This window comes from Lachnoclostridium sp. An76 (genome assembly GCF_002161355.1).
GTDB classification, from domain to species: Bacteria; Bacillota; Clostridia; order Lachnospirales; family Lachnospiraceae; genus Mediterraneibacter; species Mediterraneibacter caccavium.
In genome coordinates this window covers 274,997-290,642 of sequence record NZ_NFHL01000002.1, presented here as the reverse complement: position 1 = coordinate 290,642, position 15,646 = coordinate 274,997, and the positions used below count along the sequence as shown (strand labels likewise).

Sequence of the window (15,646 nt, the reverse complement as noted above, 5' to 3'; positions counted from 1 at the left end):
GCCCTGCGGAAGGAAGCCACGGGGCGCATTCTCTATAGTATTATGCACCGCAGGAAGCCTGCGGTGTTGTTTTCGATGTGAAAGCTATCGTTCCATGTCGTAGGTTCTGCGCTTTGACTTTGGCTTTTGACTTTTGCCCTCCGCCTGAAGCTGGCGCAGGCGCTTCAATACGCTCTCCCTCTGGGGCGGCGCTGCCTGTTCTTTTTCGGCAGGTTTCCCTTTTTCCCTGACCTTGCGTTCCCATTCGGCAAGCTCCCGGTTGTAGTTCTCTACCACGGCTTCCGCCTTGCGGTAGGTCGCCATAAACGCCCGTACATCGGGATAGCCGTCCTCTTTTAAGATTTCGGGCAGTTCTTCCAGCATGGCGGAGATTTTTTCTTCCGTCCGCCGGATTTTTACTTCCAGCTCTTTCCGCTCCCTGCCTTTGAAAATACCCTTTGTTTCGGCAAGCTGCGTTTTCAGCTTGGGGACTTCCTCCTGCAAGCTGCGGATTTCCCGTGCCCTGTCCTGTACCCGTATCATCAGCTTCTGCATGGCACCAAACTCCGCCATATCCAGATTGAGCACCGGCTTGGGCGGCAGCTCCGTCTGGCGTATCAGATTCTGCAAAAATTCCTTCGCTTTGTTTACGATACTGCGGAACAGGCTGGGCAGCCAGCCGTGCGACTTAATGGACTGGCTTGCTTTCTGGTGGATTTCCTCTTTTTTGACTTCCAGTATCTTTGCCTCCTCTATTCCCGATAAGAGCGCCATATCCGCCGTCCTGTTCCACTCCTGCCTTGCGGCGTTGTCCGCTTCCATCTCGGCGGCTTTGGGATTGTTCTTGCCGATCTTCTTGGTCGGCAAGTAGATACTGTCGGGATTAAAAACCCGTAAATGCTGCTCAGGATCAGCGATATGCCGGTTGATAAGGGCGGTATAATTCCGCTTGACTTCCTCTAAAAACGGCTCGCTTTTGAAACGCCCGTCCTTTACCGTGAAAAGGTGCTGCTCGTAAACGCCGCCTTTCGGGATAACGGTGCAGCCCTTCCGTATCTGCCCGTCCTCCCCCGTGATTTCTTTTTTGGTGCGTACCCGTTTGCCCGTTTCGTCAAAAAATACGCTGCGGGTTGCAATCTTAACCTCTGGCTCGGCAAGCAGCCGCCGTTCGCTGAAGATAAGGTGGATGTGGTAATTGGTCTTTCGCTTGTTGTGATGGAGCGCCGACACGCATTCCACATCATACCGCCTGCGGAATTCCTCCGTGAAATCTTCCAGCACCTGCTGCGGCTCGTATTGCGTGTAGGTTTCGGGCAGGGCGATAATCAGTTCCCTCGCTTCGATACACTTCCCCTCTGCGCCGCTTCTCTTAAACTCCTGCTGGCTTTCCCTTGCGAGGTTGCTCCAAAAGGAATGGTCTGCGGTGCGGTAGGTGGCATAGAGGTTTTCCTGTTTGGCGTGGCTTGTAATATACGATATTCTTCCCCTGACATTGGACAGCTTTGACATCTGGATAAAGCTGTGGCGTGTCATAAATCATCTCCGTTTCTGTTTGGTAAAATGCCTGCCTCATTTTGCAACCGGCTTGCCGGCTGCGGCTGTTCCGATGGCATTTGACAAAGGAGCAGCCAAAGAAAATTGCACCGCAATTTTCTCTGTATCACAGCGGCGGCGGCAGCCCTGCAAGCTGTGATACAGGCTCCCCGCAGGGGCGAAATACCCTGAGTACAAACCGCAGGTTTGTGCGAGTGGTGTATTTCGCTCTCAAACGCCGAGGGCTTTGAGGACGGGTTTACTCCACCTTTCGGACATCATCGGGCTTCAGAAGATTCCTCCCCTGATTGACGGTCATAAACCGTTCCAGCGTGTCCCTGCGGATAATGGTCTTGCGCCCAACCTTCAGCACGGGCAGCTTGCCCCAGTCCACCAGCTTCCGCATGGTATTCCTGCCGATACCCGTACATTCCGCCGCTTCCTCTATGGTAAATCCCATTTTGACTGTGCTCATTCTCTCGACCTCCTTCTTGGAATACTCATTTTGCAACTTTTGCATTGTTATTACACTTATATTGCCATTGTTTGTCAACTCGTTTTAAGCCCATTCAATAAATTTTTACAAAGAAATACGCAAAATAGGGTTGTAAATTCAATCTATTTGTGCTATGATAATACTCGTTAGGAGGTGAAAGCCTTGAATGACAGGAAAATGCTTACCGCAAAAGAGGTAGGGCTGCGGATCAAGGAACGGAGAAACGAACTGAAAATCTCCATGCCCGAACTCGGCAGGCGTGTGGGCGTGAACAAGTCCACCATTCAGCGGTATGAAACAGACGGGGTAAATCCCACAAGAAGCATGGTCATCAACGGGCTTGCGGAAGCGCTGCTGACCACTCCCGAATGGCTGACCGGCCTTTCGGAAGAAAAAGAGTATTCCGTCCCGACGCTCTGTGAAAACGAACTAACGGAGCACATCAGGAAGTATCTGGATACGGTTACTTCCGCCGTCAAAGGGGACGGGCACCAACAGCTTATGACAACCTTTCTCGGAAAGCTGATTGACCTCTACACAGTCCTGACCTGCCATTTCGCAGACGCTATGGCAGAGGTTGACCGTGTGGCGGAGGACGAAGGCTTGAAGCAGTCGCTCAGGCGGTATGCGATTGAGTCGGGAGCGATTACCGAACGGGTATACCGCAAGGAAATGGAACAGCCTATCGAAGATATGAAGCGATTTCTTGACGGGATTTTACATATCTACGATGAGGGACGCACAAAGGTATCCATGGGCGATCTCTTCGGGATAGTGGCGGAAGCCGAAGCACGGCTGTCCGAAAAAGAAAATTCCGTGGCACCTTGACAAAAAAACAGGCCGGTTGAAACCAACCGGCGGAAGTGACACCATTACTTTACGCACACCATATGTCACAGTTCCGATTGCCACGGATAGGAAGGAGAATTTTTATCTATGGCAAAAGGTTCTGTAAGGAAAAAAGGCAGGAAGTGGTATTACCGCTTTTATATCGAAGATGAAAGCGGCAGGCAGGTACAGAAGGAGTTTGCGGGCACGGAGAGCAAGAGCGAAACGGAAGCCCTGCTCCGCAAGGCGATGGAAGATTACGAAGCCAAAAGGTTTGTAGGCAAGGCGGAGAACATTACCGTAGGCGAAATGCTGGATCTGTGGATTGAGGAAGATTTAAAGCCCAGCAGCCTGAGCAACGGGACGGTCATGGCGTACACGGCGGCGGTCAAAAAAATCAAGAAATACCCGATAGGCAGCCGCAGGCTGAAAACGGTCACAGCCGACCATTTGCAGGCGTTCCTTGACTTTATGAGCTACGGCGGCACAAACCCTGACGGGACGGCCTCTCCCCCTATGAGCAAGGGATATATGCTCCAGTTCTCTGCGGTGCTGCAAGGGGCGTTCCGCTTTGCGGTGTTCCCGAAGCGGCTGATTACCTTCAACCCGATGCAGTATGTACGGCTGCGGGGACGGAAAGAGGAAGCGGACATCTTCTGCGGGGAGGAAGCCGAGGCGGTTTCCCGACCGACCATTACCCACGGGCAATACCTGAAGCTGACCGGCTATCTGAAAGACAGGAAAAACCCTGCGCTGCTGCCCGTACAGATCGCCTACTACACGGGGCTTCGCATTGGCGAGGTCTGCGGCCTGACATGGCAGGACATCAATCTGGACGAGCAGTACCTGACGGTACGCCGCAGTATGCGGTACAACGGCACAAGGCACAAGACCGAGATAGGGACGACCAAGCGGAGCAAAGTCCGCACAGTGGACTTCTGCGACACGCTGGCGGAAATCCTGCGGGCGGCGAAGGTGGAGCAGCACAAAAACCGTTTCCAGTACGGGGAGCTTTACCACCTGAACTACTATACTGTAGTGAAGGAAAAAGACCGCAGCTACTACGAGGTTTACAGCCTGCCGAGGACGGCGGAAGTCCCTGAAGGGTACAAGGAATTATCCTTTGTCTGCGTCAGGCCGAACGGGATGTTTGAAAGCACCGGGGCGGTCGGTCAGGTATGCCAGAAGGCGAGGAAACAGGTCGAGGGGCTTGAGGATTTCCACTTCCATATGCTGCGGCACACCTACACGAGCAACCTGCTGTCGGGCGGGGCAAAGCCCACCGATGTGCAGGAGCTGTTAGGGCACTCCGATGTCAATACCACAATGTCCATCTACGCTCACGCTACAAGGGAAGCGAAGCGTACTTCCGCAAGGCTGCTGGACAAGGTAGTCGGCGGGGCATAAAAACTTTCCCTTGTTTCGGCTCGTAAGGGCAAAAACAAGGGAAAATACATGAAAACCGAGCATTGGACAGGCGAAATGCCTTGTAATATCAATGGTTTTAGGAATTTTGAGTTTTTAATCCAGATTTACAGCGGTGCGCTCAGGTATTTTTTCGGCGTCATCCCTTTATATTTCCTGAAGGTCTTGATAAAGTAGCTTACATCGTTGAACCCGCAGCTCATCCCGATATCCGCGACGGAGCTGTTGGTGGTGGCGAGCTTGAAGCATGCCTGCTCGATCCGGTAGTAGTTCAGGTAATCAATGGGGGTGCGGTGTGTCATCTCCCGGAAATACCGGCAGAAGTATTTGGAATTCATCCCCGCCGCTTTTGCAAGGTCGTCCAGTGTGATGCAGTCGGGGTAGGAATTTTCGATTACTTCAAGAGCTTTTTTCAGATGTTCGATCCTCCGGCCTTCCTTTGTGGAGACCTCTTCCGTGGCGGCATAGCAGCCATGTTCAAGGATATACCCGAAAAATTCATAAAAAGTGCCGATGACGAACAGTTCATGTCCTTCGGCCCGCAGTTTCATCTGCCCGAACATGCGGTCCGTGATATGGGTGAGTTCGGAGTCGCAGGGAGAAAAGTGGCTGCGGATCAGTATGGAGTCGCTCCGGATCTTTTTGAGGAGCCGTTCGCCGGCAAGGCTGGAGGTCATCAGCGAGTCCAGGTTAAAGACGATGCATTCGTAGAGACAGTTCTCTGGGATCCCGCCGTGGAGCAGCCCGCCTTTGACAAAGATGATATCCCCCTCTTTGGCGAGGAATTCCTCTTCGCTGATCGTCATGAGGAATCCGCCCTTTAATATGCGGATGATCTCGTATTCTATGTGCCAGTGGTACGACATTTCATACCGGGGATGGGTGGGTCCTACATGGTAGAATTCTATGGGGAAGTCAAAGGTCCCGTGCTTCTTGTCCTCTCGGTAGCTCATGTATTTCATATCTTTCGTTCCTTTGTATAAAAAGTGAATATCGTTATATTTTTATTCTATTATATCACGAGACAAATCAAAAAAATAGTATTATAATAATAACCAAGGTATAAATCTTACAAAGCCAGAGAATAGGAGGAATGTTACTATGGCAGAAAACAGATACGTAGGCTCTTATCCGGTGATCGGCATCAGGCCTACCATTGACGGAAGAAAAGGTGTTCTCGATGTAAGAGGATCTCTGGAAGACCAGACAATGGCTATGGCTAAGAATGCTGCGAAACTGTTTGAGGAGAACCTGAAATACTCAAACGGTGAGCCGGTTAAGGTTGTGATCGCTGACTCCACGATCGGACGTGTGGGCGAGAGCGCTGCCTGTGCGGACAAGTTCAGAAAAGAAGGCGTTGACATTACACTTACAGTTACACCGTGCTGGTGCTACGGCTCAGAGACAATGGATATGGATCCGCAGACGATCAAGGCTGTATGGGGCCTGAACGCGACAGAGAGGCCGGGCGCTGTATACCTGGCATCCGTTCTTGCCACACACGCTCAGAAAGGCCTTCCGGCATTCGGTATCTACGGACATGATGTTCAGGATGCTGACGATATGACGATCCCGGAAGACGTTAAAGAGAAACTGTTAAGATTCGGCCGTGCAGCAGTTGCAGCTGCTTCCATGAGAGGAAAATCATGGCTGCAGATCGGTTCCGTTACAATGGGTATCGGCGGATCTATCATTGATCAGGATTTCATCGAGTCCTATCTTGGCATGCGCGTTGAGTCTGTTGACGAGGTTGAGATCATCCGCCGCATGACAGAAGGCATCTACGACGAGGCTGAGTATCAGAAAGCTCTTGCATGGGCAAAAGAGAAATGCCACATCGGATTCGACAAGAACCCGGTTGAACTGCAGAAATCTCAGGAAGAGAAAGAGAAACAGTTCGAGTTCGTTGTTAAGATGGCTGTTATCATCAAAGACCTGATGCAGGGCAACAAGAACTTCCCGGAGGAGCTTTCCGAGGAAGCGATCGGACACAACGCGATCGCAGCAGGTTTCCAGGGACAGAGACAGTGGACAGACTTCTATCCGAACGGAGACTTCGCAGAGGCAATGCTCAACTCTTCCTTCGACTGGGATGGAGCACGTGAGCCGTACATCCTGGCTACAGAGAACGACGTACTCAACGGTCTTGGAATGCTGTTTATGAAACTCCTTACAAACCGCGCTCAGATGTTCGCGGATGTTCGTACATACTGGAGCCCGGAGGCTGTTAAGAGAGTGACGGGCTACGACCTTGAGGGTGTTGCGAAAGAGAACGGCGGTATCATCCACCTGATCAACTCCGGTGCATGCTGCCTCGATGCATGCGGCGCTGCAAAAGATGAGAACGGCAACGGCGTTATGAAAGAGTGGTGGAATGTAACAGAAGAAGACCAGCAGGCGATCATGGACGCTACCACATGGAACATGGCTGACCTCGGATACTTCCGCGGCGGCGGATACTCCAGCCGTTTCGAGACGAAAGTACAGATGCCGGCTACAATGATCCGTCTGAACCTTGTAAAGGGCCTTGGACCGATGCTTCAGATCGCAGAGGGCTGGACAGTAGGTCTTCCGGAAGATGTATCCGATACACTCTGGAAACGTACAGACTACACATGGCCGTGTACATGGTTCGCTCCGAGATGCGACGGCAAGGAAGGCGCGTTCAAGTCAGCTTATGACGTAATGAACAACTGGGGCGCTAACCACGGTGCGATCTCCTACGGACACATCGGCGCAGACCTGATCACATTCGCATCTATGCTCCGTATCCCGGTTGCTATGCACAATGTGCCGACAGAGAAGATCTTCCGCCCGGCAGCATGGAACGCATTCGGAATGGACAAGGAAGGCGCTGACTACAGAGCATGCGCAAACTACGGCGCACTCTACAAACCGTACAAATAATAAAAGCATAATTTCTGCATAAAGTATGATTTGAGATTTGAGAAAGGAGAGGGTTGAAAGCAGATCTTTCAGCCCTCTTGCCACAAATAAAGGAGAATATTATGGAAAAGAAAGTATTGGCATTTGACTTTGGCGCTTCAGGCGGCCGGGCAATGTGCGGGACTTTTGACGGTGAGAAGATCACGATCGAGGAACTGCATCGCTTTTCCAATGACCCGGTTATCTTAAACGGCACCATGTACTGGGATGTGCTCCGCCTCTTCTTTGAGATCAAACAGGGGCTCATCAAAGCGAAAAAATGCGGAAAGATCGAGAGTATCGGTATTGATACATGGGGCGTGGATTTCGGCCTGGTGGATGCCGAGGGCAGACTCCTTGAGAACCCGGTCCACTACCGTGACAGCCGTACAGAGGGCATGCTTGAAGAAAGCTTCAAGATGATCGATAAGCAGAAGTTCTATGAGATCACAGGAAACCAGTTCATGGAGATCAATACGGCGTTCCAGCTGCTCTATCTCCTGAAGAACAGGAAAGACCTGCTTGACCGCGCGGATAAGATGATCCTGATGCCGGATCTCTTCAATTACTTCCTTACAGGACAGAAGATGGCCGAGTATTCCATCGCATCCACGACACAGCTTCTCGATGCGAAGAAGGGCGAGTGGTCGGACGAAGTGATCGACGCGCTGAAACTTCCGAAGAATATCTTCCCGGAGATCGTTCCGACGGGAACGAAGATCGGCGAGCTCACCGATGAGATCTGCAATGAGCTCGGACTTGACAAGATCGATGTCATGGCGGTTGCCGGACATGATACACAGTCCGCCCTCGTAGCGGTACCGGCAGCAGAGGATGACTTCATCTTCCTGAGCTGCGGAACGTGGTCCCTGCTCGGAACCGAACTTCCGGCCCCGATCATCAATGAGAAATCAGAGCATTACAATATCACCAATGAAGGCGGATATGGAAGGAAGACCTCCTTCCTGAAAAACATCATCGGCCTGTGGTGCATCCAGGAGAGCCGCCGTCAGTGGATCCGCGAGGGCCAGGAATACGGATTCGGCGAACTGGAGATCATGGCGAAAGAAGCAGAGCCGCTGAAGAGCTTTATCGATCCGGACGCACCGGAGTTTACGCCGGCGGGCGATATCCCGAACCGTATCCGCGAGTTCTGTAAGAGGACAGGGCAGCCGGTTCCGGAGACGGTCGGCGAGGTGGTGCGCTGCATCAACCAGAGTCTTGCGATGAAGTACCGCCATGCGATGGAAGAGATCAAAGACTGTACGGGCAGAGATTACGGGACGGTTTACATGGTGGGCGGCGGAACACAGAGCGCACTGCTGTGCCAGTTTACGGCAAATGCGTGCGGATGCCGCGTGAGCGCCGGCCCGGTCGAGGCTACCGTGCTTGGAAACGTAGCGCTGCAGCTGATGGCTTCAGGCGATATCAAGTCTCTTGGCGAGGCGAGAGAGATCATTAAACGTTCACAGGATATCAAGATTTACGAGCCGCAGGATGCGGAAGCGTGGGACGAGGCTTACGAGAGATTTAAGAAGATATTGGTATAAAAGCTTGACTTGTCAAAGTGCTGTGTGTTTTAATAAAAACAGTGATTGTGTTAAACAAAATGCACAATAAACGGTACGCTGCTCCCTGAAAGGAGTAATTATGGCAGCAACAATTCGCGATATCAGGGACAGGACTGGGTTATCCCTGGCGACAATCTCAAAGTATCTGAATGGCGGGAATGTCCTTCCGAGGAACCGGGAACTGATCGAAGAGGCGATTGATGCACTGCACTATGAGGTGAACGAGCTGGCAAGAGGGCTGGTGACGAACCGGACAAAGACGATCGGAGTGCTCGTCTATGATATACAGTGTCTCTTTGTGGGAAATATGCTGCATTATCTGGGGCAGGAGCTCCACAAAAACGGGTATGGGATGCTGATCTGTGACTCGTGTAATAATGAGGAGATGGAGAAAGAAAATCTTCAGTTCCTTCTGAGCCGTAAGGTGGACGGGATCCTGGTGTTTGCGGTGAGTCTGACCGGAGATTTCCTCAGGCCGGCAAAGAAGGCGGGAGTGCCGGTAGTCCTTCTTGACCGGGCTTTCCGCGGAGAGGAAGCGGACTGTGTGGAAGTGGATAACCGTACAGCAGTATTCCGCGCGGCACAGATGCTGATCGAGTACGGGCACAGGAAGATCGCCCTTATTTCATCCGATGTCGAGTATACCGGGATGGAGAGAAAGAAGGGGTACGAGGATGCTCTCCGGACTTATGGGATCCATGTCCCGGAAGAATACCGGGTGGGCGGCCGGCATTCCTTTGAGCTTGGCTATCAGGGGATAAAAAGGCTGCTGACGATGGAGGGACCGCCTACAGCGGTCATCCTGAGCAACTACGATACGACCCTGGGCGGGATACTTGCGCTGAATGAGTCTGGCAGGAACTGCCCGGAAGATATCTCTGTCATAGGATTCGATGATCTGCTTTTGTCGAAAGTCATACGGCCGCGGCTGTGGATCGTATCCCAGCCGATGAGGGAGATGTCGTCCAGGGCTGTACAGATGCTTCTGGAAAGGATAACGCATCAGGAAGAAGGCGGACCCGTGAGGGTCAGTTTTGCCGCGTCTATACGGCAGGGAGATTCTGTCAGGAGACTTTTGTGAATCCGGCAGATTGCACAAATAATTCTGCTGAAACTGAGTGGAAAAGTGAAATGATATGGCAGATTAACGAAAGCGAACCGGTTCACTTTCAAATAAGTGTGGTTTATTGACAAAGGCAGGAGTGAGTTGTATAATTTGACAAGAAAGCTGATTTGCATTTGTGAATAATGTGGAATGTGCCTGAAAAAAACAAATAAATAAGGATAGGGAAAAAGCGAACCGTTACACGAAAAAGCGAGGAATGGGGGAATCAAAATAAGTGAGGCACCATGAATCGAAACAATGCATCGAAGCAAAAGATGGGAGGAAGAAAAGTGGAAAGTATCAAACAAAATCCTTTAGTCAAAAAGGTAGGCTTTAACAGGATCGTACTGTGCATCGTGCTTATCCTGCTGTACGGACTGTTCTGTGCCCTGACAGGCGGAAGCTTTGTCGGGATAAGCCGTATTTTAAGCGCGCTGAACTATGCATACTTCCTTGGATTTTTATCACTGGGAGTTACATTTGTCATCGCGACAGGCGGGATCGATTTCTCGATCGGGCCGGTCATGTTCTGCTGTGCCCTGATCGCGGGATTCAGCCTGGTGAACCATGGCGTGTCAATGCCGCTGGCGCTTATCATAAGCCTTGTGGTAGGGCTTGCGTTCGGCGTATTTAACGGATATCTGGTCGCGTACTGGAACGTGCCGTCATTCATCACTTCTATGGCGAGCATGAATATCTCCAAAGGACTTGCATCTGTGTTCACACAGACACAGTCCGTAAACTGGCCGCAGGCCAGCGCAGAGGGCGGCTGGTACAGGAACATGGTCAGGATGGGAGACATCCCGGTCGGCCTGATCATCCTGCTGGCAGTTGCGGTTGTCTGTGCGATCATCCTGAATAAGACGAAGATGGGACGTTATATCCTTTCGCTTGGAAGCAATAAAGAAGCAGTGAGACTTTCCGGTGTTAATGTAAAGAAGTGGGAGATGTCAGCGTACGTTGTATGCGGCCTCCTCGTAGGTATCGCGGCGATCTTCTATGTAGCTGCATACACAACGGTACAGCCGGGCTACGGCGATCAGTACAACAATGAGGCGATCGCGGGCTGCGTAATGGGCGGAACCTCGATGGCAGGCGGACTTGCTTCGATCAGCGGTACGATCATCGGTGTCCTCATCATCTCTCTTCTCCAGGAGGGTATTTTAGCTCTCAGCCTGGATAAGAACCTTCAGCTTGTCATCACTGGTATCATCGTTATCGTTGCAGTATTCGCTGACGTTGTTTCAAGACGCAGGAAGAATTAATGACGGTACATGGCAATCAGAGAGTGTGATTAAGAAAGGCAAGGGTAAAGAATATGGGCGAAGTTATATTAACAATGAAAGGGATCGACAAATCTTTCCCGGGTGTTCATGCGCTGGACCATGTAGATCTGGAAGTCAGGAAAGGCGAAGTACACGCGCTGATGGGAGAGAACGGAGCCGGCAAGTCAACGCTGATGAAGGTGCTGACAGGTATCTATAAAAAGGATTCCGGAACCATTACATATGAAGGAAAAGAAGTGGAATTCCACAATACACGTGAGGCTCAGGATGCGGGCGTCGTTATTGTGCACCAGGAGCTGAACATGCTGGGGCATCTGACAGTTGCCCAGAATATCTTCATCGGAAGAGAATTTAAAAAAGGCATCCGTATTGATGATAAGAAAATGAACGAAGAGGCGAAAAAGCTCTTTGAGAGGATGCATATCGATATCGACCCGACAGAGACGATGAGCCGCCTGACGGTAGGTAAGCAGCAGATGTGCGAGATCGCGAAGGCAATCTCCCATGAGGCGAAAGTCATTATCTTCGATGAGCCGTCAGCAGCGCTGACAGAGGCGGAGATCGAGGAGCTGTTCAAGATCATCCGCGACCTGAGGGCGCAGGGACTTGGGATCGTTTATATCTCCCACCGTATGGATGAGATCAAGGTTATCACGGACCGCGTGACAGTCATGCGTGACGGTACATATGTAGGGACTCTGATCACCAAGGATTCCACAAAGGATGATATCATCAACATGATGGTCGGACGTGTGATCTACGAAGATCCGAAGACCAAGAACATGACGCCTCCGGGAGCCCCGGTCGTGCTCAAGGTGGAACACCTTAACGCGGGCAAGATGGTGCAGGATGTAAGCTTTGAACTGCACAAGGGCGAGATCCTCGGCTTCTCAGGGCTGATGGGCGCAGGGCGTACTGAGACGGCGAGAGCGCTCTTCGGCGCGGATCCGGTCGACAGCGGTGATATCTATGTCAACGGTCAGAAGGTTACGATCAGAAATCCGCAGGATGCGGTTAAGTGCGGGATCGGCTATCTGTCTGAGGACAGAAAGAGGTATGGTATCGTTGTACAGAAGTCGGTCGCTGAGAATACGACAATGGCTGACCTGGACGAGTTCTCAAACGGACCGTTCATTGACAAGAAGAAAGAGAAAGAGATCGCGCAGAAATATGTAGAGTCACTCGCGACCAAGACGCCGAGCGTTGACCAGCTTGTTGTGAACCTGTCAGGAGGTAACCAGCAGAAAGTCGTTATCGCCAAGTGGCTGACAAGGAACTGCGATATCCTCATTTTCGATGAGCCGACAAGAGGTATCGACGTAGGCGCGAAGAACGAGATCTATAAGCTGATGAACCAGCTGGCGTCTGAAGGCAAGGCGATTATCATGATTTCCTCTGAAATGACCGAGATCCTGCGTATGAGCGACAGAATTGTCGTTATGTGCGAAGGTAAGAAGACCGGCGAGCTGGATATTTCCGAAGCTACCCAGGAAAATATCATGAACATGGCTACGAGAGAGATAAATTAGGGAGGAAAACGTGATGGCAAATAAATCAGTAACAAAAACGGCCGGCACGAACAAGTCATTCATTGACCGCATGGGCGGACAGAAATTCATCGTCCTGCTCATCGTGATCGCAATGTTTATCTTCTTCTGTGCAATGAGCCCTCAGTTTAGAAAATATACAACGGTTGTAAGTATCCTGGATTATTCCTACTACATTGCCCTGATGGCGATCGGTGTTGCGTTCCCGCTGATGACGGGAGGCGTTGACCTCTCCATCGGTACAGGCCTGATCTGCTATTCTCTGATCGGCGGATATCTCGTCGTACATCAGGGTTGGCCGACCGGGGCAGGTATGGTGGTAAGCATCCTGCTGGGCGTTGCCTTCGGCGTGATCAACGGATGCCTGGTAGCATTGATGGATCTGCCGCCGTTCCTGGCGACGCTGTGTACATGTATGATCACCCGCGGATTCGGGTCGCTGATCGTAGGCGGGTTCGGTATCCCGTGGCCGACAGCGGCAGCTCCGGGCGGCTGGTTCAGAAGTATCTTTAAGATCAAGATGGGCGGTCAGAATATCCCCATCGGCTTCCTGTGGATCATCATTCTTGTCATTATCATGACATTTGTCCTGAACCACACGAAGATGGGACGCTACACGCTGGCGATCGGAAGCAATAAAGAAGCGACAAGGCTCTCCGGAGTCAATGTGAAATTCTACCACATCATGGCGTACGTGATCTGCGGTTTCTTTACAGGACTTGCAGCGATCGCATACTCCGCGATCTTCGCTACGGTTCAGCCGGGAAGCGGCGCGGGCTTCGAGCTCGACGCGATCGGCGGAGCGATCATCGGCGGCGTGTCCATGACCGGCGGCGTAGGAAGCATCACAGGTACGCTGGCAGGAGTATTCGTCATCTGTCTGCTGAAGACAGGTCTTCCGTTTATCGGACTGACGGCGAACTGGCAGCAGATCATTACTGGTATCGTGCTGATCATCTCCGTATTGATCGATATCCTGAAGAGAGAGAAAGAGGCAAAATAGTAAAAACTGAATAACAGGTCAATGTGATAGATAACAGCCGGGAGAGGATCTCGGATGAAAAAGGACGAACTGCCGGCTGTTACTATATAAACAAAGGAGGGCCATGCCTTGAAGGGGCGGATCGCAGGCAGAGACAGAAAAAGGCGGATATGTGCACGGTATCCGGGAAAAGCCTGTCTGGCTGCAGAAGCGCAGAACTTCGAACATGGCGGAAAAAATTATTTCAGGAGGATATGAAATATGAAAAAGAAAGTTTTAGCAGTGTTACTTGGCGGATGTATGGTAGCTGGATTAGTAGCAGGATGCGGCAGCAAGGATGACGGAAAAGCAACTGACGGCGGCGACAGCGGCGAAGGCGGCGGATATCATTTTGAAGTCGTAGTTAAGAGCTTCCAGTCCACATACTGGCAGGCAGCTATCACAGGCGTTGATGAAAAAGCTGAGGAACTTGGCGTTACAGTAAATAAGACAGGCCCGAACGCTGAGTCTGATATCGCTGACCAGGTTCAGATGCTGAACAACGCGATCAACCAGAATCCGGACGGTATCGCTCTCGCAGCGAACAGCCAGGACGCAGTTCTTGAGGCTCTCCAGACAGCGCTTGACAAAGAGATCCCGGTTGTATGCTTCGATACAGGCGTGCCGGATGCTCCGGAAGGATCTGTCATCGCTACGATCGCTACAGACAATGAGGCTGCCGGAGCAGTTGCGGCTGAGAATATGTATGAAGTGATCAAAGATACGATCGCAAACGCGACAGAGCAGGTAAGGATCGGTGAGGTTAACCAGGACGCTACATCCGCTAACATCTCCGGACGTGGAATGGGATTCATCAACAAGATGAAAGAGCTCATCGAGGCTGACGGAAAGACAGTTGCAGTTGTAGGAAACCAGTACTATGTTGACCAGGTAGAGAACAACGGCGATGAGGCATCCGCTGACGTTATCATCGAGGTTGCCGTACCGGCTCAGACAACAGTTGAGCTGTCCTCCACAGAGGCTTCCAACATCATGACAAAAAAAGATACGATCGCGATCTTCGGTTCTAACCAGGTTACAGCTGAGGGTGTCCTCACAGCAAACCAGAACTTAAGCGTACTCGCAGCTACACCGGAAGAAGGTGTTGTTGGTGTCGGATTTGACGCTGGCGCTACACTGAAGGCAGCTGTTGCTGACGGCACACTCATCGGCGCTGTTACACAGGCTCCGGTTGACCAGGGAAGCCTTGCAATCCAGGCTCTGTATGACTACTGCGAAGGAAATGAAGTAAAAGATATCGCAACAGACAGCTACTGGTATGACGCTGAGAATATGGAAGAGGACGACATCGCTCCGAACCTGTACGACTAATCAGCAGTTATCAGAACAAAACGTGCAGATAAGTGAAGTCTGATACAGACGGAACTGAAAACAGAAAGGAATCGGGAAATTCCCGGTTCCTTTTTAAAAGAAGAAATCTTATGATCGAGGAGGATTTGGGATATGTTAAAAGGGATTCCGAAAATACTTTCACCTGAGCTTCTGATGGTGCTTTCAGAAATGGGACACAGCGACAGGCTGGTTATCTCCGACGGGAATTTCCCGGCTGAGTCCATGGGAAAAGACGCGATCGTGATCCGCTGCGACGGGCACGGCGTACCGGAGCTCCTTGACGCGATCCTTCAGGTGTTCCCTCTGGATACCTATGTGGAGCATCCGGTGAACCTGATGGAAGTGATGCCTGGTGATGACGTGGAAACGCCGATCTGGGATACTTATAAAGAGATCATCCGCAAGTATGATGACAGAGGAGACGCCGCGGTAGGACATATCGAGCGCTTTGCCTTCTATGAAGAGGCAAAAAAAGTATATGCGATCATTGCGACAGGAGAGTCGGCGCTCTATGCCAATATCATGCTTCAGAAGGGCGTAGTTACAGATTGAGAAGATGACAGATGGAGGTTGCGGC

13 protein-coding genes are annotated in these 15,646 nt (G+C 51.4%); 10 read left to right on the top strand and 3 right to left on the bottom strand.

Annotated elements, in window-relative coordinates; genetic code table 11:
- Positions 1 to 84: 84 nt before the first annotated feature.
- A complete protein-coding gene (locus B5G27_RS05565) occupies positions 85 to 1,512 on the bottom strand; it encodes a MobA/MobL family protein (RefSeq protein WP_087177941.1) in 1,428 nt (475 codons plus the stop codon).
- A gap of 259 nt (positions 1,513 to 1,771) precedes the next feature.
- A complete protein-coding gene (locus B5G27_RS05560) occupies positions 1,772 to 1,987 on the bottom strand; it encodes a helix-turn-helix domain-containing protein (RefSeq protein WP_087177940.1) in 216 nt (71 codons plus the stop codon).
- Positions 1,988 to 2,170: 183 nt separating this feature from the next.
- Here B5G27_RS05560 and B5G27_RS05555 point away from each other — a divergent pair, with 183 nt between their 5' ends.
- Both B5G27_RS05555 and B5G27_RS05550 read left to right on the top strand, forming a co-directional pair.
- Positions 2,171 to 2,836 (top strand): helix-turn-helix domain-containing protein, encoded by a 666-nt coding sequence (locus B5G27_RS05555; RefSeq protein WP_087177939.1) that lies wholly within the window; start codon positions 2,171 to 2,173, stop codon positions 2,834 to 2,836.
- A gap of 108 nt (positions 2,837 to 2,944) precedes the next feature.
- On the top strand, positions 2,945 to 4,243 hold the full coding sequence (locus tag B5G27_RS05550; protein ID WP_087177938.1) for a tyrosine-type recombinase/integrase: 1,299 nt from the start codon (positions 2,945 to 2,947) through the stop codon (positions 4,241 to 4,243).
- A 125-nt stretch (positions 4,244 to 4,368) separates the two neighbouring features.
- Here the strand turns inward: B5G27_RS05550 and B5G27_RS05545 are convergent, their stop codons facing one another.
- A complete protein-coding gene (locus tag B5G27_RS05545) occupies positions 4,369 to 5,214 on the bottom strand; it encodes a helix-turn-helix transcriptional regulator (protein WP_242958238.1) in 846 nt (281 codons plus the stop codon).
- A gap of 148 nt (positions 5,215 to 5,362) precedes the next feature.
- Here B5G27_RS05545 and B5G27_RS05540 point away from each other — a divergent pair, with 148 nt between their 5' ends.
- From B5G27_RS05540 to B5G27_RS05505, 8 genes are all read left to right on the top strand, one after another.
- Positions 5,363 to 7,168, top strand: a complete 1,806-nt coding sequence (locus B5G27_RS05540) for an L-fucose isomerase (protein WP_087177936.1) — start codon at positions 5,363 to 5,365, stop codon at positions 7,166 to 7,168.
- A 98-nt stretch (positions 7,169 to 7,266) separates the two neighbouring features.
- On the top strand, positions 7,267 to 8,736 hold the full coding sequence (locus B5G27_RS05535; RefSeq protein ID WP_334293389.1) for a rhamnulokinase: 1,470 nt from the start codon (positions 7,267 to 7,269) through the stop codon (positions 8,734 to 8,736).
- Positions 8,737 to 8,836: 100 nt separating this feature from the next.
- The gene (locus B5G27_RS05530) at positions 8,837 to 9,838 is read left to right on the top strand and encodes a LacI family DNA-binding transcriptional regulator (RefSeq protein WP_087177934.1); all 1,002 of its coding nucleotides are present in this window, start codon (positions 8,837 to 8,839) and stop codon (positions 9,836 to 9,838) included.
- Between the two features lie 314 nt (positions 9,839 to 10,152).
- Positions 10,153 to 11,127 (top strand): ABC transporter permease, encoded by a 975-nt coding sequence (locus tag B5G27_RS05525; RefSeq protein ID WP_242958237.1) that lies wholly within the window; start codon positions 10,153 to 10,155, stop codon positions 11,125 to 11,127.
- A 53-nt stretch (positions 11,128 to 11,180) separates the two neighbouring features.
- A complete protein-coding gene (locus B5G27_RS05520) occupies positions 11,181 to 12,677 on the top strand; it encodes a sugar ABC transporter ATP-binding protein (RefSeq protein ID WP_087177932.1) in 1,497 nt (498 codons plus the stop codon).
- Between the two features lie 13 nt (positions 12,678 to 12,690).
- Complete coding sequence (locus tag B5G27_RS05515) at positions 12,691 to 13,698, top strand: ABC transporter permease (protein WP_087177931.1); 1,008 nt, start codon at positions 12,691 to 12,693, stop codon at positions 13,696 to 13,698.
- Between the two features lie 240 nt (positions 13,699 to 13,938).
- Positions 13,939 to 15,048: a substrate-binding domain-containing protein gene (locus B5G27_RS05510; protein ID WP_087177930.1), complete on the top strand. Its 1,110-nt coding sequence runs from the start codon at positions 13,939 to 13,941 to the stop codon at positions 15,046 to 15,048.
- 132 nt (positions 15,049 to 15,180) lie between these two features.
- Complete coding sequence (locus B5G27_RS05505; RefSeq protein ID WP_087177929.1) at positions 15,181 to 15,621, top strand: RbsD/FucU family protein; 441 nt, start codon at positions 15,181 to 15,183, stop codon at positions 15,619 to 15,621.
- The last annotated feature ends 25 nt before the right edge of the window (positions 15,622 to 15,646 follow it).

Coding starts and splice junctions, on each gene's coding strand:
- B5G27_RS05560 (WP_087177940.1), bottom strand. CDS start 1,987: ATGAGCACAGTCAAAATGGGATTTACCATAGAGGAAGCGGCGGAATGT.
- B5G27_RS05550 (WP_087177938.1), top strand. CDS start 2,945: ATGGCAAAAGGTTCTGTAAGGAAAAAAGGCAGGAAGTGGTATTACCGC.
- B5G27_RS05505 (WP_087177929.1), top strand. CDS start 15,181: ATGTTAAAAGGGATTCCGAAAATACTTTCACCTGAGCTTCTGATGGTG.
- B5G27_RS05540 (WP_087177936.1), top strand. CDS start 5,363: ATGGCAGAAAACAGATACGTAGGCTCTTATCCGGTGATCGGCATCAGG.
- B5G27_RS05510 (WP_087177930.1), top strand. CDS start 13,939: ATGAAAAAGAAAGTTTTAGCAGTGTTACTTGGCGGATGTATGGTAGCT.
- B5G27_RS05515 (WP_087177931.1), top strand. CDS start 12,691: ATGGCAAATAAATCAGTAACAAAAACGGCCGGCACGAACAAGTCATTC.
- B5G27_RS05545 (WP_242958238.1), bottom strand. CDS start 5,214: ATGAGCTACCGAGAGGACAAGAAGCACGGGACCTTTGACTTCCCCATA.
- B5G27_RS05565 (WP_087177941.1), bottom strand. CDS start 1,512: ATGACACGCCACAGCTTTATCCAGATGTCAAAGCTGTCCAATGTCAGG.
- B5G27_RS05530 (WP_087177934.1), top strand. CDS start 8,837: ATGGCAGCAACAATTCGCGATATCAGGGACAGGACTGGGTTATCCCTG.
- B5G27_RS05520 (WP_087177932.1), top strand. CDS start 11,181: ATGGGCGAAGTTATATTAACAATGAAAGGGATCGACAAATCTTTCCCG.